This is a genomic window from Ciceribacter ferrooxidans (assembly GCF_004137355.1).
GTDB lineage: Bacteria > Pseudomonadota > Alphaproteobacteria > Rhizobiales > Rhizobiaceae > Allorhizobium > Allorhizobium ferrooxidans.
Window position 1 is genome coordinate 158,970 of the sequence record NZ_SDVB01000238.1, and the last position, 17,213, is coordinate 176,182.

The window sequence follows — 17,213 nt, forward strand, 5'->3', positions numbered from 1 at the left end:
CGCCCCTCAAGGGCGCCCGGGAACGAACTGCAAAATGCCGCGACCTGTGGTCGCGGCATTTTCGTTTTTAGGTGGAAATATCGGCGGGAACGGTCCGTCGATCGCTCAGAACTGGATGACGTCGTTCCATTCCGGATGGCGGTTCGCCTGGGCGCGGAAAAAGGGGCAGAGCGGAATGATCTTCCAGCCGCCGGTGCGAGCCTGCTCGATGACGTGAACGGCAAGTGCCTGACCGACACCCTTGCCGCGAAGAGCTTCGGCGACCTCCGTATGATCGACAATGATGAGGCGAGGGGAGGTACGCGAATAGGTCATGACGGCATCGGCGCCGTCCAGGGTCGCGCGGTAGCGGCCACCCGATCCAGTCTCTTCGTGGCTGAAATCCATCTTCCTGCTCCTCGTTGGGGGACAATGTTGCGGCGGGGGACGCCGGTGACTCGACCGGCAGGCCGCGCTTCAATATGGGAGGCGGATTGCAAAACGAAAAGGCGCTCGATGTGTTCGAACGCCGGATCGTGGGAGAAAGGGTTCAGCCGGGAGGGGCTGCCCGGTACAGCTCAGTGGCGATACTGCTGGATGCGGGTGGTGCGAAGACCCGGCAGGCCGTGGTCGTTGATCGAAGATTGCCAGGAAAGGAACTCCTCGACCGTCAGCGTATAGCGCTCGCAGGCTTCCTCGAGGCTCAGCAGGCCACCCCGCACCGCGGCGACGACTTCCGCCTTCCGCCGTATGACCCAGCGGCGCGTATTGGCCGGGGGCAGATCGGCGATGGTCAGGGGACTGCCATCGGGGCCGATGACGTATTTTACTCGCGGGCGGATCATATCGGTCATTGGACTCTCTACACATACTCAAGACCACACGAGCGCATGCTAGCCGGGCATCTTTAAAAATTGCCTAAGCAGGCAGTTACGATTTGATAAGAATTCTACCATTTTACCGACTGTGGTTTCCGCTGCGCGTTTCTGCGGCTGCCGCTACGTAAATTTGAGCGAAATGCATAGGAGTCATTCCTAAAGAACAGTATTCGTTTTCGCTAAACCATGTATAAAGCCCGCAAACAACGCGGACGGAAGTGCATTTTCTTCGCCGCGAGGCCTTCGTTTCGACGAGCGCTCCTCCTCCGCCCATAAAGACGGATCGTTCTTGCGTCTCGGCCGCGCGGGCCAATTGCATTTCGTCATCGACAGCCATTTTCAGGAAATGCCCGCGAGGGCATGAGGACATCATGTTGACAGGCCGCAATCACGCATACCGTATGTCGGACGAGGCGCCGGTCGAGGAGGAGCTTTCCTCCGAGCAGAAGCTTTCCGGCCTGTTGCGGCGCTTCGGACTGGATTTCTATCTGGTTGCGGCCTTCCCCGCGTCGCAAGCCCCGGCTTTCGCCGACAGTCTCGTCGCCTCGAACTGGCCCTCCAGTCTCATCAAGGCCTATGACCGGAGCGGATGCTATAGGGAGAGCGCGCTCGTTCGCCGGCTCCGTGACACGCTGCAGCCCCTGTCCTTTTCGGAGTGGCCGTTTCTCGATGGGCGCCTGCAAGGAAATGCGGCGCCGATCGACGTTTCCGGCGGCTTCGAGAGGACGCTCGCCTTCGCCATCCAGGACCGGGACCGCCAGCGTCTGATCTTCGCCTTCTCCGGACGACGGCGACCGCTCGGCGAGGACGAGGTCGCGATGCTCTATCTCTCCTGTCTCGCTCTCGTCGACGACGGCCTCGGCCTCGCGCGCCCGTTGCCGGCGGAACCGCTGAGCGGTCGCGAGCTCGATTGCCTCAGGTGGTCGGCCGAGGGCAAGAGCAGCGACGAGATCGCGATCATCCTCGACATCTCCCCGCACACGGTCGTGAGTTATCTGAAGAATGCGCTGCGCAAGCTCGGCGCGGTCAATCGCATGCAGGCGATCGCCCGCGCCTGCCGGCTCGGACTGATCTAGGCCGATCGACCCTAGATCATCACCGCCGAGAGCTCCGTGCCGCCATAGCCGAACCGGAGTTCGGCGCTGCCCCCGTGCCTGAACGAGAGTTCGTCGCCGGCCGAGAGCCATGTCACAACCATGGCCGATTGAAACGTCCCGGAGGAGAGGGCAGGGCCGTTGATCGTGCTGATGCTGGTCGTTCCGTTGACTGTGAGCGCGATCTCATGCCCGGCGGAGGACAAGAGGGCAGCGCCGATACTCACCTGATAGATGCCGGTCGCCGGAACCGTGAGCGCGTGGCCGTATCCCGAACCGAGAGCCGGTCCGAGTGCAAACCCTCCCTGGACGACATGAAGGTCGTCGAAACCGGTATGGCTGCCGTCGGCCGGTGCGAGGGTCGAGGCCGCGAGCGAGGCGCGCACGGCGGGGCGTCCGGTCATCTCGACGACGCCCGCGGCTGAGATCGCGAGCGCGGTCGTCCAGCTGCTGCCGTCGGGGCTCACCTTGATCGCGAAGGCGTCGGAGCCTGCAAGCCCCATCTCGGCGCGTCCCTGCCAGCCCGACTGGAACAGCAGCGAAGCCGTCTCGGCGGCGGCGGCCTTGTTGATCTTCACCTGGTGGCCGTGGCCGGCATGGCTGAAGAGAGTTGCGTCGGCGGCGACGGCGAGCCGGTTGTAGCCGTCGGCTGCGGCGTTGATGCCGAGCGTCTCGACTGCGGCGTCCGCCGGCAGCGGCAGGTCGTTCCAGCCACCCTCGGCGAAGACGACCAGTCGCCCACGCTGCAGGTCGAAGGCACGCCAGCCCGGGCGAGGCGTGATGAAGATCCAGCTGCCGTCCTGGCGAAAGGCGAGCCTGCCTTCCTTGCCGCTCCAGGCACCGGCCGCAGGTGCAGCCGTCCAGTAGCAACCGCCGTCCGCGGCATCCGCCGGCGGCGAGGCCGATGTGCCGACGATCACCAACTGGACGAGGGCGTCGAGCCGCTGCAGCGCCTCGTTGTGGGTGACGTGCTTCTGGGCCTGGGCGGGGAGGAGGTAGGGCAAAGCGAGGTTGGCTGTGGCGTCGGTCATGGCCGTGCTTCTCCGGTTGGTGCGCCGGCCGATGCCGGTCGATGCCGGCACAGGTTGCGACGCAGGTTCGGAGAATTGTCCCACGGCCCACGGGAGGGTGAACGAAAACGGGTTCCGTTCATTGAAAGGAAAGAGTTTTTTCGCCCGTTGCCGCGATGCCGCCCGCCTCAGACCGGCTGACGCCGGCCCCAGGCGATGAAGGAGGGATTGGCGAAGTCGCTGTCGGTCGCCTGTCCGACCTTGCCGTAGCGGAGCGGCAGGCCGTCGAGGTCGAGCGTCATGCCGCCGGCCGCTCTCAGCACCGCGTCGCCCGCGGCGGTATCCCATTCCATCGTGCGGCCGAAGCGCGGATAGACGTCGGCGACGCCCTCCGCCAGCAGGCAGAACTTGAGGGACGATCCGACGGATGTCCGCGACGACACGCGCTGCCGGTCGAGGAACGTCTCGGTCTCCGGCGTGCTGTGCGAACGGCTGGCGACGGCAACCATCTCTTCGGCGACCGGGCGGGCGTGAATGGCCTTGCGGGCGGATATGGTGAAGTCCGGCGCGATCAGGAGCTTTTCCGCACCCGCGGACGATCCGCTGTAGGCGACACCCCTGGCGGGGGCGTAGACGACGCCCGCGACCGGTGCGCCGTCGACGACGAGCGCGATGTTGACGGTGAAGTCCTCGCGGCGGTTGACGAATTCCTTCGTCCCGTCGAGCGGGTCGACGAGGATGAACGGCCTGCCCGCGACTTCGGGCACCTTGCCGGCGGCGGCGGATTCCTCGGCGACGACCGGGGTGTCCGGAAGAGCAGTGGCGAGAATTGCGAGAATGATCCGCTCGGCGCGCTCGTCGGCCTCGGTCACGGGGGAGGCGTCGTCCTTCAGCCGGACGGTCGCACCCGCCTCGAAAACCTCCATGATCGCCCGCCCGGCACTGACCGCCGCTCTTTCGAAGGTGTCCAGTACTTGCATCCCGCGTCCTCCTTCATTGCCGCGCTCCGGGAAAGGCCGACCGTCAGAAAGCGGCTGGCCGTCACCGTTAAGCTATGGCAAGATTGATGAAAAGCCGACGGGTGTTTTCTGCCGCCGTTTTCACCGGCGACGGCGGTTCCGGACGTCGGCCGGGTGCCGCACACGGCCGTCGCCGCCGCCGCGGAAGGCCCGCATGGCGACAGGCCCTCCCCGGCAATTCGGTGGGATTCCCGGCATTGGCTATTTCCGAAGCAACTTACGTCGCTTTTTTGGGTGATTTGCCGCGGAAATCGCCAAATCTGTGGGGGAAACCAACAAAATGTGCGTAAGGAAGCTTTTGCGCTTCACATTTTCACCGAAAACGCTATCAAATCCCGTCAACCGAAAAAACCCGGAACGGGGAAACTAAAAAGGGACGCGTTGACGACCGCGTCTGGGGGATAACATATGGAGTATTTCGTCCAGCAGCTCATAAACGGGCTGACTCTCGGGTCTATCTATGGCCTCGTGGCCATCGGCTACACCATGGTCTACGGCATCATCGGCATGATCAACTTTGCCCATGGTGACATCTTCATGCTCGGCAGCTTCGCTGCCTTGATCGTCTTTCTCATCCTGACATCGTTCTTCGCAGGCATTCCGGTCGCGCTCGCGCTGCTGGTGATGCTGGTCGTTGCAATGCTGATGACCGGGTTGTGGAACTGGGTGATCGAACGCGTCGCCTACCGTCCGTTGCGTGGTTCCTTCCGGCTTGCGCCGCTCATCACCGCAATCGGCATGTCGATCGTGCTCTCGAACTTCATTCAGGTCGCACAGGGTCCGCGCAACAAGCCGATTCCGTCGCTCGTCAGCGACGTCTATCATCTTGGCGCAGTCACCGTTTCCCTGAAGCAGATCATCATCGTCGTCGTCACGGCGGTGCTGCTTTCGATCTTCTGGTACATCGTTAACAAGACGCCGCTCGGCCGTGCGCAACGAGCGACCGAGCAGGACCGCAAGATGGCGGCACTCCTCGGCGTCGACGTCGACCGCACCATTTCGATCACCTTCGTCATGGGTGCTGCACTCGCAGCGGTCGCCGGTACCATGTACCTGATGTATTACGGGGTCGCCTCGTTCGCCGACGGCTTCACGCCGGGCGTCAAGGCGTTCACGGCCGCGGTTCTCGGCGGCATCGGCTCGCTTCCGGGCGCAGTTCTCGGCGGGCTGCTGATTGGTCTCATCGAGTCGCTCTGGTCGGCCTACTTCACGATCGCCTACAAGGATGTCGCGACCTTCGCGATCCTGGCTTTCGTGCTGATCTTCAAGCCGACCGGCATTCTGGGCCGTCCTGAAGTCGAGAAGGTGTGATCCGATGGCGAATACTGCAACCGTGCAAAACAACGCCCAGTCGGGTCGTCTCGCGAAGGCCTTCAAGGAAGGCATCTTCGCCGGCGTGCTCGCGCTCGGCATGTTCATCCTCTACATCGGCATCAAGACCGACCAGGACATCTCCAACACGTTGATCTGGTATCCGCGCTGGGGCCTGCTCGCCATCTTCGTCGCGATTGCCGCAATCGGCCGCTTCCTGATGGTCGGCTTCCTCTCGCCCTGGCTTGCCGACCGCAAGTCGAGCCGGGCCCAGGTTCCGGTCCACGAGGTCGAGGCCAAGGCGAGCTTCTTCCACAAGCACTTCCTGAAGATCGCGCTGCTGGCCCTGGTTCTCTATCCGCCGGTCATCGTCGCCGTCTACGGTGTCCAGGGTTCGCTGAAGTTCGTCGACAACTTCGGCATCCAGATCCTCATCTACGTGATGCTTGCCTGGGGCCTCAACATCGTCGTGGGTCTCGCCGGTCTGCTCGACCTCGGCTATGTCGCCTTCTACGCGGTCGGTGCCTATTCCTACGCGCTGCTGTCGCAGCAGTTCGGGCTCTCCTTCTGGGTTCTGCTGCCGATCTCGGGCATCCTTGCCGCCTTCTGGGGCATCATGCTCGGCTTCCCGGTCCTCAGGCTGCGCGGCGACTACCTGGCGATCGTGACGCTCGCCTTCGGTGAGATCATCCGTCTGGTGCTGATCAACTGGACCGACGTCACCAAGGGTACCTTCGGCGTCTCCGGCATTCCGAAGGCGACGCTGTTCGGCATCAAGTTCGACGCCTCGCCCGACGGCTTCGCCAAGCTCTTCGGTCTGCCGATGTCCTCGGCCTACTACAAGATCTTCCTCTTCTACCTGATCCTCGCGCTCTGCCTGCTGACGGCCTATGTGACCATCCGCCTGCGCCGCATGCCAATCGGTCGGGCCTGGGAAGCGTTGCGCGAAGACGAGACCGCCTGCCGTTCGCTCGGCATCAACACGGTGACGACGAAGCTGACGGCCTTTGCCATCGGTGCGATGTTCGGCGGCTTCGCCGGCTCCTTCTTCGCTGCCCGCCAGGGCTTCGTCTCTCCGGAATCCTTCGTGTTCCTGGAATCCGCCGTGATCCTCGCAATCGTCGTTCTCGGCGGCATGGGTTCGCTGACGGGCATCGCGGTCGCCGCGATCGTCATGGTCGGCGGAACCGAACTGCTGCGCGAAATGGAGTTCCTGAAGCAAATCTTCGGACCGGACTTCACGCCGGAGCTCTATCGCATGCTGCTCTTCGGCCTTGCGATGATCATCGTTATGCTCTTCAAGCCCCGCGGCTTCGTGGGCTCGCGTGAACCCACCGCCTTCCTCAAGGAGCGCAAGGCGGTATCCGGAAGCTTTACCAAGGAAGGTCACGGCTGATGACCTCCGGAACCGAACACATGACGAATGACAACATCCTGAAGGTGGAACATCTGTCGATGAAATTCGGCGGACTGATGGCCATCAACGACCTCTCCTTCGACGTGCGGCGGGGCGACATCACCGCCCTCATCGGACCGAACGGCGCCGGCAAGACGACCGTGTTCAACTGCATCACCGGCTTCTACAAGCCGACGATGGGGATGCTCACGCTCACCCAGCGCTCGGGCAAGCAGTACCTGCTCGAGCGCCTGCCGGACTTCGAGATCACCAAGCAGGCCAAGGTGGCGCGTACCTTCCAGAACATCCGCCTCTTCTCGGGGCTGACGGTTCTCGAAAACCTGCTGGTCGCGCAGCACAACGCCCTGATGCGTGCGTCGGGTTACACCGTTCTCGGCCTGCTCGGCCTGCCGGCCTACAAGCGGGCGGCCAAGGAGTCGGTCGAGAAGGCGGCGCACTGGCTCGAAAAGGCCGATCTCGTCGATCGCGCCGACGATCCGGCGGGCGATCTGCCCTACGGTGCCCAGCGGCGTCTCGAGATCGCGCGTGCCATGTGCACCGAGCCGGAACTCCTCTGCCTCGACGAGCCCGCAGCCGGCCTCAATCCGCGTGAATCGGCGGCGCTCAACACCCTTCTTCACAGCATCCGGGGCGATACCGGGACGTCGATCCTGCTGATCGAGCACGACATGTCGGTGGTCATGGAGATTTCCGACCACATCGTGGTGCTCGAATACGGTCAGAAGATCTCGGACGGCACGCCGGATCACGTGAAGAACGACCCGAAGGTCATCGCGGCCTATCTGGGTGTCGAGGATGAAGAGTTGGATGAAGCGATTTCTGAGGTCGAAGCCGTATCGGGAGGGCAGAACTGATGTCCACTGAACCGCTTCTCAAGGTAAAAGACGTCGAGACCTATTACGGCAACATCCGTGCGCTCGGCGGGGTGAACGTCGAGGTTCATCAGGGTGAAATCGTGTCGCTGATCGGCGCCAACGGCGCCGGCAAGTCAACGCTGATGATGACGATCTGCGGCAGCCCGCAGGCCCGTTCCGGTCAGGTCGTCTTCGACGGCACGGACATCACGCGGATGCCGACGCACCTGATCGCGCGTCGCCGCATCGCCCAGTCGCCGGAAGGTCGCCGCATCTTCCCGCGCATGACGGTCTTCGAAAACCTGCAGATGGGCGCGGGGCTCGACAACCTCAAGTATTTCAACGAGGACGTCGAGAAGATCTTCACCCTCTTCCCGCGCCTCAAGGAACGCCAGCACCAGCGTGGCGGCACGCTTTCGGGCGGCGAGCAGCAGATGCTCTCCATCGGCCGCGCCCTGATGGCGCGCCCGAAGCTCCTCCTCCTCGACGAACCCTCGCTCGGCCTCGCTCCGCTGATCGTCAAGGGGATCTTCGAGGCGATCAAGAAGCTCAACAAGGAGGAGGGGCTTACCGTCTTCCTCGTCGAGCAGAATGCCTTCGCGGCTCTCAAGCTGTCCGACCGCGCCTATGTGATGGTCAACGGCCTCGTCACCATGAGTGGCACCGGCAAGGAACTCCTCGCGGACCCGCAGGTTCGCGCGGCCTACCTTGAAGGCGGCCATCACTGATCGGGTTAGGGGGAATTTGACATGCAAGGATTGTTTTTCGAGACCGACACCGGCGTCCGCTACGTCCTGCGGTTCCTGGTGCTGCTGCTCGGTTTCTGGACCGCGTGGCGGACGGGCAAGGCCGTCGCCGAAGGCTGGCAGCACTATCCGACGGTGATCGTCTATACGCTTTTGCTCGGCGTCGTGATGCGCTTTCTGCATTACGCGCTCTTTCAGGGGCCGTTCATCAGCCCCTTCTATTATGTGATCGACGTTGCTCTGCTGCTGGTCTTTGCGACGGCCGGATACCGGGTTCGACGGACCCGTCAGATGGTTGATAACTATTACTGGCTTTATGAGAAGACCTCGGCCTTCTCGTGGAAGAAGAAAGATTGACAGCCACGTTTTTCTTGTCACAGATTGCGACAAGAAGGGGTTGGCTCTCATACAGAGTGGAACAGATTTCCGGCGCAGTGATGGTGGGTATTGCGTACGGTTTCAGAAACCTAACCTGCCTAAAAAATTGGGAGTAACAATATGAAGAAGCTTCTTCTTTCTGCTGTTGCGCTGACGGCCATGGTGGCCTACGGCGGCAGCGCCTGGGCCGAGGTGCTCGTCGGCGTCGGCGGTCCGCTGACTGGTCCGAACGCCGCTTTCGGTGCTCAGCTCCAGAAGGGTGCTGAACAGGCTGCAGCCGACATCAACGCTGCCGGCGGCATCAACGGCGAGCAGATCAAGATCGTTCTCGGCGACGACGTCTCCGACGCCAAGCAGGGCGTTTCGGTTGCCAACAAGTTCGTTGCTGACGGCGTGAAGTTCGTTATCGGTCACTTCAACTCCGGCGTTTCGATCCCGGCTTCGGAAGTCTACGCCGAAAACGGCATCCTGCAGATCACCCCGGCATCCACCAACCCGCAGTATACCGAACGGGGCATGTGGAACACTTTCCGCGTCTGCGGTCGTGACGACCAGCAGGGCGAGGTAGCCGGTGCTTACATCGCCGACAAGTTCAAGGACACCAAGGTCGCCGTCGTTCACGACAAGACCCCGTATGGCCAGGGCCTCGCCGATGAAACCAAGAAGGCGATGAACGCTGCCGGCGTCACCGAAGTCCTGTACGAAGGCATCACGCCCGGCGACAAGGACTACTCGGCTCTGATCGCGAAGATGAAGGAAGCCGGCGTCGGCCTCGTCTACTTCGGCGGTCTGCACACCGAAGCCGGCCTCATCATGCGCCAGATGGCCGACCAGGGCCTGAAGGCGACCCTGATGTCGGGCGACGGCATCACCTCGAACGAACTGGCCTCGATCGCCGGCGACGCCGTCAACGGCACGCTGATGACCTTCCCGCCGGATCCGCGCAAGAACGCCGCCGCTGCCGACGCCGTCAAGAAGTTCCGCGACGCCGGCTTCGAACCGGAAGCCTACACCCTCTACTCCTACGCTGCTCTGCAGGTGATCGCCGAAGCCGCCAAGAAGGCCGGCACGAACGATTCCGAAGCGGTTGCCGCCGCGCTGAAGGAAAAGGGTCCGTACGCCACCGTTATCGGCGAACTCGGCTGGAACGAGAAGGGCGACATCACGCGTCCGGACTACGTCATGTACACCTGGAAGAAGGGCGAGGACGGCAAGTACTCGTACTTCCAGGACTAATTCGATCCATCACGGGATTGACGGAAAGCCCGGCCTCGTGCCGGGCTTTCTGCGTTATCGGGGAGCGAATAGGGAATAGGGAATAGGGAATAGGGGGTGTGTTCTCGGGGCAATTGACACGGGAGCGAGCCTTAATCTCACCTACTCGCCACTCGCCACTCGCCACTCGCCACTCGCTACTCGCTACTCGCTACTCGCCCTTACGCCTCATGCAGCACGTTCGCGGCCTTGACGGCGGCGGAAGCGCGGTTCTCGACGCCGAGCTTCACGTAGATCTGCTCCAGGTGCTTGTTGACGGTGCGGGCGGAGAGGCCGAGGATTTCGCCGATGTCGCGGTTGGATTTGCCCTTGGCGATCCATGCGAGAACCTCGGATTCGCGCGCGGTGAGGGCGAAGGACCGGCGTAGGGCCTCGTCGCTGTTCTTGGCGCCGGCCGTCAGGCGGAAAAGGTATTCGTCGGCTCCGATCGCGCCGAGAAACGCAAAGTGCAGCAAGGCATCGCCGGATGGCGGATACGAAAAGGTGGCCTCCCCGCCCTGTCCCTGCTTGCCGCGTGTCGCCATCCAGCCGGCGACGACGGGTGCCATGAGATCGGCGCCGTCGTCGCGGCCGGTCGCCTCGCTGATCAGCCGCGAAGCCTGTGGCGTCGACCAGCGCACACCGCCGTCGGCCCGGAAGGCGACGAGATGGCGGCCGGTGGCGTCGAGCGCCACGCGGGCGCTGCGGGCGGAGCGGGCATTGGCGAGATGCACGCGGATGCGGGCGCGAAGCTCGTCGATGTTGATCGGCTTCGTCAGGTAGTCGACGCCGCCCGAGTCCAGGGCGTGCACGACATGCTCCGTTTCGGTGAGGCCGGTCATGAAGATCACCGGCACCGGCGCGACGGCCGCGTCGGCCTTCAGCCTGCGGCAGGTCTCGAAACCGTCCATGGTCGGCATCACTGCATCGAGGAGGATCAGGTCGGGGCTGATGCGCCCGACGATCGACAGCGCCGCCTGCCCCGAGGTCGCGATCAGCACCGAGAAGCCGGATTGCTCCAGCGCTTCTGTGAGGAAACCGAGCGCCTCCGGGCTGTCGTCGACGAGCAGCACGATGTCGCGGGGTTGGAGCGCGTCAGCCACGGGTTTCGACCCTTTCCGTCTCGTAGGTCTTCAGGAGAGCGAGATAGCCCGGAATGTCGAAGGACTGCACATGGACGCGCAGCGCCTCGGTGAAGGCGAGATGGTCCGGGTCCGCGCCGATCTCGCCGAGCTTTGCCTCTATGCCGCGGATATAGCCGATCTCTCCGAGCCGAACGAGTTCATCAATGTGACCGGCGGCAGGGGGCTTCGGCCTTTCCGGCGCACCGGTCTTTCGCGTCGTAACCTGCTCGTCGGCATAGGTCCAGTCGAGGCCGAGATACTTCGCGAGCTTGTCGCGCAGCCGGCGCACGTCGACCGGCTTTGCGATCGTGTCATTGTGGGCATCGCTGCCGCCGTTCGATACCGAGCCGTCGCCGATATTGGCGGAGAGCATCAGGATGGGGGCGGTCTGACCTGCCTCCCGCAACCGCTCCACGAGCTGCCAGCCGTTCATGCCGGGCATGGAAATGTCGACGAGAAAGAGGTCGGCCTTGACCCCCTCGATCAGGGTCAGGCATTCCGGCCCGCCGGCGGCAGTCAGCACCACGAAGTCGAGCGGCGCCAGCACCTCGCGCATCAAGTCGCGGTGGTCCTCGTTGTCGTCGACGACGACGATGGTCCGGCGCGGTCCGGTATAGGAGACGATCTTCCGCTCGGGCGCCGGCGCGGTGTTCGGCCGGTCGACGGCCGAAAGCATCAGTCGCACGCGGAAGGTCGATCCTTTGTCGCGCTCGCTCAAGACGCCGATCTCACCGCCGAGCGTATTGGTGAGCAGCTTGGTGATCGTCAGGCCGAGGCCGAGGCCGGGGAGGGGGCGGACATTGTCGGCCTCGCCGCGCTGGAAAGGCTCGAAGATCCGCGTGAGTTCCTTCTCGGCGATGCCTCGCCCGGTATCGGAAACCGTGAAGGTCGCGACCTGGCTGCGGTAGTCGACCTTGAAGCTGACGCTGCCGCGGTCGGTGAACTTGATCGCGTTCGAGAGCAGGTTGACGAGGATCTGGCGCAGCCGCTTCTCGTCGGTGCGGACATATTGCGGCAGGCCGCGGGCGCGCTCGTGGACGAAGACGAGCCCCTTGGCCTCCGCCTGCGGGCGGAACATGTCGGTGATCTGGTCGAGGAAGTCCTGGATGTCGAGTTCGTTGGAATAGACCTGCAGGCGGCCGGCCTCGATCTTGGAGATGTCGAGGAGACCGTCGATGAGGCCGGAGAGGTGATCGGCGGAACGGCGGATGACTCGAATAGCGGATTGCCGCTTCGGCGGGATCGTCTCGTCGCGCTCGAGGATCTGCGCGTAGCCGAGCACCGCGTTGAGCGGCGTGCGCAATTCGTGGGAGAGGCCGACGACATAGCGGCTCTTGGCGCGGTTGGCGGCTTCCGCCGTCTCCTTCGCCGTCTGCAGGGCGGCGTCGGTCTTCCGGTGGGCGGCGATCTCCTTCAGGAGCAGCGTGTTCTGGCGGGAGGATTCCTCCTCTGCGACAACCCGGCTGTCATGGGCGAGCACGTAGAACCAGCTGGCGACGCCGGCAATCACCGAGAAGACGAAGAAGACGATCAGCGCAGTGCGGTCGACCACCGCCGCGGTCTGCGGGGAGGCGGCGCCGACCTGGTGGGCGATGAGCGTCAGGATGGCGCCGATGCCGGTGATCGCCACGATGGCTGTGAGGGTGTAGCGGCCGAGTCGGGTCGACAACCTGGTGATGATGCTTTCCGGCAGGAAGGAACGGGCGACGACCGCCGTCTGCGCGTCGAGCCGTGCGTGCGGCTTGCACATATCGTGGCAACGGCTGTCGAGCGAACAGCAGAGCGAGCAGATGGGCGCGGCGTAGGCCGGGCACCACGCCATGTCCTCGGGCTCGAAGGGGTGCTCGCAGATGGAACAGCTGATCGCGGTGAGGTTTTTCCAGCTCTGCCGCGGCTTGCGGGCGAGATAGTACCGGCCGCTCGTCGCCCAAGCGATCAGCGGGGCGATCACGAAGGCGACGAGCGTCACATAGGTGGCGAGCGAGGCCATCAGTGGACCGAACAGCCCGAAATGCGCGGCAAGCGCGAGGCCGCCGGAGGCGACGAGGGTGCCGAGTCCGACCGGGTTGACGTCGTAGAGATGGGCGCGTTTGAACTCGATGCCGGGGGGCGCGAGCCCGAGCGGCTTGTTGACGAAGAGATCGGCGGAGACGGTGCAGAGCCAGGACATCGCGACGATCGAGAAGATGCCGAGCGTTTCTTCCAGCAGCCGGTAGATGCCGAGTTCCATCAGCAAGAGCGCGATCGCCACGTTGAAGACGAGCCAGACGACCCGGCCGGGATGGCTGTGGGTGAGGCGGGAGAAGAAGTTCGACCAGGCGAGCGACCCGGCATAGGCGTTCATCACGTTGATCTTCAGCTGCGAGACCACCACGAAGCCGGCCATCAGCAGCAGGGCCGCCGTATGGTTCGGGATCATGTAGCCGAAGGCAGTCACGTACATGCGCGCGGGATCGGCGGCTTCGCCGACGGGGACGCCGGTCGAGAGCGTCAGCACGGCGAGGAAGGAGCCCGCCAGCAGTTTCGGCACGCCGAGCACGACCCAGCCGGCACCGGCGAGGAAGACGGCGATGCGGTGATGGAGCCTCTGCCCGCCCTCCGGCGGCAGGAAGCGAAGGAAGTCGACCTGTTCGCCGATCTGCGGCATCAGCGCGAGGATGACGGCGGAGGCCGCACCGAAATCCACGAGGTCGAAGGCGGCGTTCTCTCCCATGGCCGCGGCCGGATGGCCGATGCCGGCAAAGGCCCGCCAGAGGTCGATCGTCTCCCAGTCCATGACGGCGATGAAGGCGAAGGGCAGGACGTTGAGCACGATCCAGAAAGGCTGCGTGACCAGCTGGAATTTCGAGATCAACCGCACGCCGTAGGTAACGAGTGGAATGACGACTGCGGCCGAGACGATGTAGCCGATCCACGGCGGCACACCGAAGGCGAGGTCGAGCGCTCCGGTCATGATCGACGCCTCGATGGCGAAGAGCATGAAGGTGAAGCTCGCATAGATCAGCGAGGTGATGGTGGAACCGATATAGCCGAAGCCGGCGCCGCGGGTCAGAAGGTCGATGTCGACGCCGTGGCGGATGGCGTAGCGGGTGATCGGTACGCCGACGAGTAGCATGACCAGCGCCGCCGCGAGGATCGCAAGACAAGCATTCGTGGTACCGTAGGACAGCGTGATGGTGCCGCCGATCGCCTCCAGCGCCAGGAAGGAGATGGCGCCGATCGCCGTCTGCGAGATGCGCGAGGACGAAAAGCGCCGCGCGCCCTTTGCCGTGAAGCGAAGGGCGTAGTCTTCGAGCGTCTGGTCGGCGACCCAGCGATTGTACTCGCGACGGACGGGGATGATGCGTTGGCGTGCGGCCATGCCTAAAAACTGGCGCCTTCTTCGAAGTGACTATTGTCTGTGCATTTTCATGGGAATCGCGCGAATGGCAAGGGCGATTTGCCGGGTACGCGCTTTGCGGCAGGGCGGCTCCCGCCTACGATGTGACGCGGTGCGTGCGGAATATCGGTCATTCCGTGATTTTCCTGCGCGAAACGGGCCGGCCGGGGAAATTGCCCTTTCGCGTGGTCGACCCGTCGGTTAAGCGGTGGGTGCAGGTAGTCACATCGGAGTGGGTCGACGGAGATGATGGAACTTTTTACCGCAGCTGGATTGGCGGCGTTTTTTCAGGTCGTTGCCATCGACCTCGTGCTCGCGGGCGACAATGCAATCGTGATCGGGCTGGCGGCCGCAGGACTTCCGGCGGCACAGCGGCGAAACGCAATTCTCGTCGGCGTTGCCGCCGCCACCATCTTGCGCATCACCTTCGCAACGGCGACCGCCTTCCTCCTGACGGTCGTCGGCCTGCAGCTTCTCGGCGGACTGATGCTCGCCTGGGTCTGCTGGAAGATGTGGTCGGAACTGCGCAGCGCCGCGCACGAACCGCACAAGCAGGGCGAGACCGACGACACCGAGCTCACCATCAAGGAAAAGACCTTCCTTCTGGCGGCGACGGAAATCGTCATCGCCGACGTCTCGATGTCGCTCGACAACGTGCTCGCGGTCGCCGGTGCGGCGAAGGAGCACATGATCATCCTTGCTTTCGGCCTGATCCTTTCGATCACGCTGATGGGGCTCGCCGCCAACCTGGTCGCGACCCTGCTGCATCGCCACCGCTGGATCGCCTATGTCGGCCTCGGCGTCATCAGCTACGTGACGGTCAGCATGATCTATCACGGCTTCCTGGAAGTCTGGCCTGTCGCTCTCGGCTATCTCGGCTAGGCGCCCGCGTCTGCACTTTCCATCGGCTGTGCGCCGGTCGCCGCAAGGTGGCCGGCGTTTTCCGTTCCCGGGCTCCGGATGGCGATCATGCCGTGTCCCGTCAGCTTTCTGTCAGCGTCGTCCTGCTAGAACTCTTTCCATCGGGAAACGAGACGACGACGTCTCGCGACGGATTGGGGAGGAGAGGACGATGAACGCGACCGGTGTCGAAAACGGGGCGACCAAGCCCGTCCGGTGCGCTGGAGACCAGCGCCGCACCTTCTCCTGATTTTGCCGCCTGCTGTCCTGTCGCCGAGCCATCGCCAGGGACCGTCTCGCTCTGCCGCCGCAACGAGCGACACCCCCATTTGCGCTCTGTTGATGCCGGACACAGGCGAGCAAGGGGCCGTCACGTTCCCTGAAATGTGACGGCCCCACCTTCTCGCCGCGATCCCGCGGCGCAAGCTTTCCCCCCTCGGGATACGTCAAACGACGTATGTGGTTTTGCACCGCAGCAGCCGATAGTTCCCCCAGCAACGGCGAACGCCCAGACGGCCCGGTTGCGGAACTTACAAAGAGGGGAACAATCAGATGAGACTGAAGGCACATCTTTGCGGCGCGCTCGCCGCCGCCATGCTGTCGACGACGGCGTTTACCGTCGCCTTCGCCGCCGACGACACGATCAAGATCGGCGTCCTGCATTCGCTGTCCGGCACGATGGCGATCTCGGAGACGACGCTCAAGGACGCCATGCTGATGCTCGTCGACGAGCAGAACAAGAAGGGTGGCGTTCTCGGCAAGAAGCTCGAAGCCGTCGTCGTCGACCCGGCCTCCGACTGGCCGCTGTTTGCCGAAAAGGCCCGCGAACTGATCGAGAAGGACAAGGTTGCGGCCGTCTTCGGTTGCTGGACCTCGTCGTCGCGCAAGTCCGTCCTGCCGGTCTTCGAAGAGCTGAACTCGATCCTCTTCTACCCGGTCCAGTACGAGGGTGAAGAATCCTCGCGCAATATCTTCTACACCGGTGCCGCGCCGAACCAGCAGGCGATTCCGGCCGTCGACTACCTCGCCAACGAGGAAGGCGTCGAGCGTTGGGTGCTGGCCGGCACCGACTACGTTTATCCGCAGACGACCAACAAGATCCTGAAAGCCTATCTGATGTCGAAGGGCGTTGCCGAAGAAGACATCATGATCAACTACACGCCCTTCGGTCACTCCGACTGGCAGACCATCGTCTCCGACATCAAAAAGTTCGGCTCGGCCGGCAAGAAGACCGCCGTCGTCTCGACCATCAACGGTGACGCCAACGTTCCCTTCTACAAGGAACTCGCCAACCAGGGCATCAAGGCTGAAGACATCCCGGTCGTCGCCTTCTCCGTCGGTGAGGAAGAACTCGCCGGCCTCGATACCGCGCCGCTCGTCGGCCATCTCGCTGCCTGGAACTACTTCCAGTCGGTCGATGCCGAGGTCAACGCCGAGTTTATCAACACCTGGCATGCCTTCACCAAGAACGACAAGCGCGTGACCAACGACCCGATGGAAGCTGCCTATATCGGCTTCAACGCCTGGGTTAAGGCCGTCGAAGCCGCCGGCACGACCGACACGGACGCCGTTCTCGACTCGATCATCGGCGTCTCGGTCCCGAACCTTTCGGGCGGCACCTCGACCGTGATGCCGAACCATCACATCACCAAGCCGGTGCTGATCGGCGAAATCCAGGCCGACGGCCAGTTCGAAATCGTCCAGGAGACGCCTGCCGTCGTCGGCGACGAATGGTCCGACTACCTGCCGGACTCCAAGGACCTGATCTCGGATTGGCGCAAGCCGATGTCCTGCGGCAACTTCAATGTCGCCAGCGGCAAGTGCGGCGGCAAGGGTAGCTGATCGGCTGATCCACCTCCCCCTTGAGGGG

The 17,213-nt window shown here is 63.5% G+C and carries 15 protein-coding genes; 9 read left to right on the forward strand and 6 right to left on the reverse strand.

The genetic code is table 11. The annotated features are described in order from the left end of the window. Window positions 1–105: 105 nt before the first annotated feature. Both EUU22_RS11675 and sciP read right to left on the reverse strand, forming a co-directional pair. Window positions 106–387: a GNAT family N-acetyltransferase gene (locus EUU22_RS11675; RefSeq protein WP_129332163.1), complete on the reverse strand. Its 282-nt coding sequence runs from the start codon at window positions 385–387 to the stop codon at window positions 106–108. Window positions 388–557: 170 nt separating this feature from the next. Beyond that, entirely contained in the window at window positions 558–833 is a 276-nt protein-coding gene (sciP, locus tag EUU22_RS11680; RefSeq protein WP_112688600.1) for a CtrA inhibitor SciP, read from the reverse strand. A 395-nt stretch (window positions 834–1,228) separates the two neighbouring features. On the opposite strand from sciP, the gene EUU22_RS11685 reads away from it, so the two are divergent. Next, a complete protein-coding gene (locus tag EUU22_RS11685; protein ID WP_129332164.1) occupies window positions 1,229–1,933 on the forward strand; it encodes a helix-turn-helix transcriptional regulator in 705 nt (234 codons plus the stop codon). Between the two features lie 11 nt (window positions 1,934–1,944). Here the strand turns inward: EUU22_RS11685 and EUU22_RS11690 are convergent, their stop codons facing one another. Both EUU22_RS11690 and cysQ read right to left on the reverse strand, forming a co-directional pair. Next, window positions 1,945–2,982, reverse strand: a complete 1,038-nt coding sequence (locus tag EUU22_RS11690; protein ID WP_129332165.1) for a DUF2793 domain-containing protein — start codon at window positions 2,980–2,982, stop codon at window positions 1,945–1,947. Between the two features lie 167 nt (window positions 2,983–3,149). After that, the gene (gene cysQ, locus EUU22_RS11695) at window positions 3,150–3,941 is read right to left on the reverse strand and encodes a 3'(2'),5'-bisphosphate nucleotidase CysQ (protein WP_129332166.1); all 792 of its coding nucleotides are present in this window, start codon (window positions 3,939–3,941) and stop codon (window positions 3,150–3,152) included. A 447-nt stretch (window positions 3,942–4,388) separates the two neighbouring features. Between cysQ and EUU22_RS11700 the strand changes: the two genes are divergently transcribed. From EUU22_RS11700 to EUU22_RS11725, 6 genes are all read left to right on the forward strand, one after another. Further along, the gene (locus EUU22_RS11700; RefSeq protein WP_129332167.1) at window positions 4,389–5,291 is read left to right on the forward strand and encodes a branched-chain amino acid ABC transporter permease; all 903 of its coding nucleotides are present in this window, start codon (window positions 4,389–4,391) and stop codon (window positions 5,289–5,291) included. Between the two features lie 4 nt (window positions 5,292–5,295). Beyond that, the gene (gene livM, locus EUU22_RS11705; protein WP_129332168.1) at window positions 5,296–6,687 is read left to right on the forward strand and encodes a high-affinity branched-chain amino acid ABC transporter permease LivM; all 1,392 of its coding nucleotides are present in this window, start codon (window positions 5,296–5,298) and stop codon (window positions 6,685–6,687) included. Continuing rightward, on the forward strand, window positions 6,687–7,562 hold the full coding sequence (locus tag EUU22_RS11710; protein WP_129332169.1) for an ABC transporter ATP-binding protein: 876 nt from the start codon (window positions 6,687–6,689) through the stop codon (window positions 7,560–7,562). The genes livM and EUU22_RS11710 overlap by 1 nt, the downstream gene beginning before the upstream one ends. Next, window positions 7,562–8,290, forward strand: a complete 729-nt coding sequence (locus EUU22_RS11715) for an ABC transporter ATP-binding protein (protein ID WP_129332170.1) — start codon at window positions 7,562–7,564, stop codon at window positions 8,288–8,290. The genes EUU22_RS11710 and EUU22_RS11715 overlap by 1 nt, the downstream gene beginning before the upstream one ends. 21 nt (window positions 8,291–8,311) lie before the next feature. Continuing rightward, window positions 8,312–8,665 carry a DUF6867 family protein gene (locus EUU22_RS11720; RefSeq protein ID WP_112688614.1) on the forward strand — a complete coding sequence of 118 codons (354 nt, stop codon included), beginning with the start codon at window positions 8,312–8,314 and terminating at the stop codon, window positions 8,663–8,665. Window positions 8,666–8,806: 141 nt separating this feature from the next. Beyond that, window positions 8,807–9,922, forward strand: coding sequence for a branched-chain amino acid ABC transporter substrate-binding protein (locus EUU22_RS11725; protein ID WP_129332171.1), 1,116 nt, complete (start codon window positions 8,807–8,809; stop codon window positions 9,920–9,922). A gap of 200 nt (window positions 9,923–10,122) precedes the next feature. On the opposite strand, the gene EUU22_RS11730 is transcribed toward EUU22_RS11725, so the two are convergent. Then, a complete protein-coding gene (locus tag EUU22_RS11730; RefSeq protein ID WP_129332172.1) occupies window positions 10,123–11,043 on the reverse strand; it encodes a response regulator transcription factor in 921 nt (306 codons plus the stop codon). Then, window positions 11,036–14,425, reverse strand: a complete 3,390-nt coding sequence (locus EUU22_RS11735; protein WP_129332173.1) for a hybrid sensor histidine kinase/response regulator — start codon at window positions 14,423–14,425, stop codon at window positions 11,036–11,038. The genes EUU22_RS11730 and EUU22_RS11735 overlap by 8 nt, the downstream gene beginning before the upstream one ends. A gap of 267 nt (window positions 14,426–14,692) precedes the next feature. Here EUU22_RS11735 and EUU22_RS11740 point away from each other — a divergent pair, with 267 nt between their 5' ends. Next, window positions 14,693–15,325 carry a YjbE family putative metal transport protein gene (locus tag EUU22_RS11740; protein ID WP_129332174.1) on the forward strand — a complete coding sequence of 211 codons (633 nt, stop codon included), beginning with the start codon at window positions 14,693–14,695 and terminating at the stop codon, window positions 15,323–15,325. 570 nt (window positions 15,326–15,895) lie between these two features. Next, window positions 15,896–17,185, forward strand: a complete 1,290-nt coding sequence (gene urtA, locus EUU22_RS11745; protein ID WP_129332175.1) for an urea ABC transporter substrate-binding protein — start codon at window positions 15,896–15,898, stop codon at window positions 17,183–17,185. Window positions 17,186–17,213: the final 28 nt, after the last annotated feature.

What these genes read in the sequence shown, in the direction of transcription:
- urtA (WP_129332175.1), top strand. Translation starts at nt 15,896, where the DNA reads ATGAGACTGAAGGCACATCTTTGCGGCGCGCTCGCCGCCGCCATGCTG.
- EUU22_RS11690 (WP_129332165.1), bottom strand. Translation starts at nt 2,982, where the DNA reads ATGACCGACGCCACAGCCAACCTCGCTTTGCCCTACCTCCTCCCCGCC.
- EUU22_RS11700 (WP_129332167.1), top strand. Translation starts at nt 4,389, where the DNA reads ATGGAGTATTTCGTCCAGCAGCTCATAAACGGGCTGACTCTCGGGTCT.
- EUU22_RS11685 (WP_129332164.1), top strand. Translation starts at nt 1,229, where the DNA reads ATGTTGACAGGCCGCAATCACGCATACCGTATGTCGGACGAGGCGCCG.
- EUU22_RS11740 (WP_129332174.1), top strand. Translation starts at nt 14,693, where the DNA reads ATGGAACTTTTTACCGCAGCTGGATTGGCGGCGTTTTTTCAGGTCGTT.
- EUU22_RS11735 (WP_129332173.1), bottom strand. Translation starts at nt 14,425, where the DNA reads ATGGCCGCACGCCAACGCATCATCCCCGTCCGTCGCGAGTACAATCGC.
- EUU22_RS11710 (WP_129332169.1), top strand. Translation starts at nt 6,687, where the DNA reads ATGACCTCCGGAACCGAACACATGACGAATGACAACATCCTGAAGGTG.
- EUU22_RS11715 (WP_129332170.1), top strand. Translation starts at nt 7,562, where the DNA reads ATGTCCACTGAACCGCTTCTCAAGGTAAAAGACGTCGAGACCTATTAC.
- livM (WP_129332168.1), top strand. Translation starts at nt 5,296, where the DNA reads ATGGCGAATACTGCAACCGTGCAAAACAACGCCCAGTCGGGTCGTCTC.
- sciP (WP_112688600.1), bottom strand. Translation starts at nt 833, where the DNA reads ATGACCGATATGATCCGCCCGCGAGTAAAATACGTCATCGGCCCCGAT.
- EUU22_RS11720 (WP_112688614.1), top strand. Translation starts at nt 8,312, where the DNA reads ATGCAAGGATTGTTTTTCGAGACCGACACCGGCGTCCGCTACGTCCTG.
- EUU22_RS11675 (WP_129332163.1), bottom strand. Translation starts at nt 387, where the DNA reads ATGGATTTCAGCCACGAAGAGACTGGATCGGGTGGCCGCTACCGCGCG.
- cysQ (WP_129332166.1), bottom strand. Translation starts at nt 3,941, where the DNA reads ATGCAAGTACTGGACACCTTCGAAAGAGCGGCGGTCAGTGCCGGGCGG.
- EUU22_RS11725 (WP_129332171.1), top strand. Translation starts at nt 8,807, where the DNA reads ATGAAGAAGCTTCTTCTTTCTGCTGTTGCGCTGACGGCCATGGTGGCC.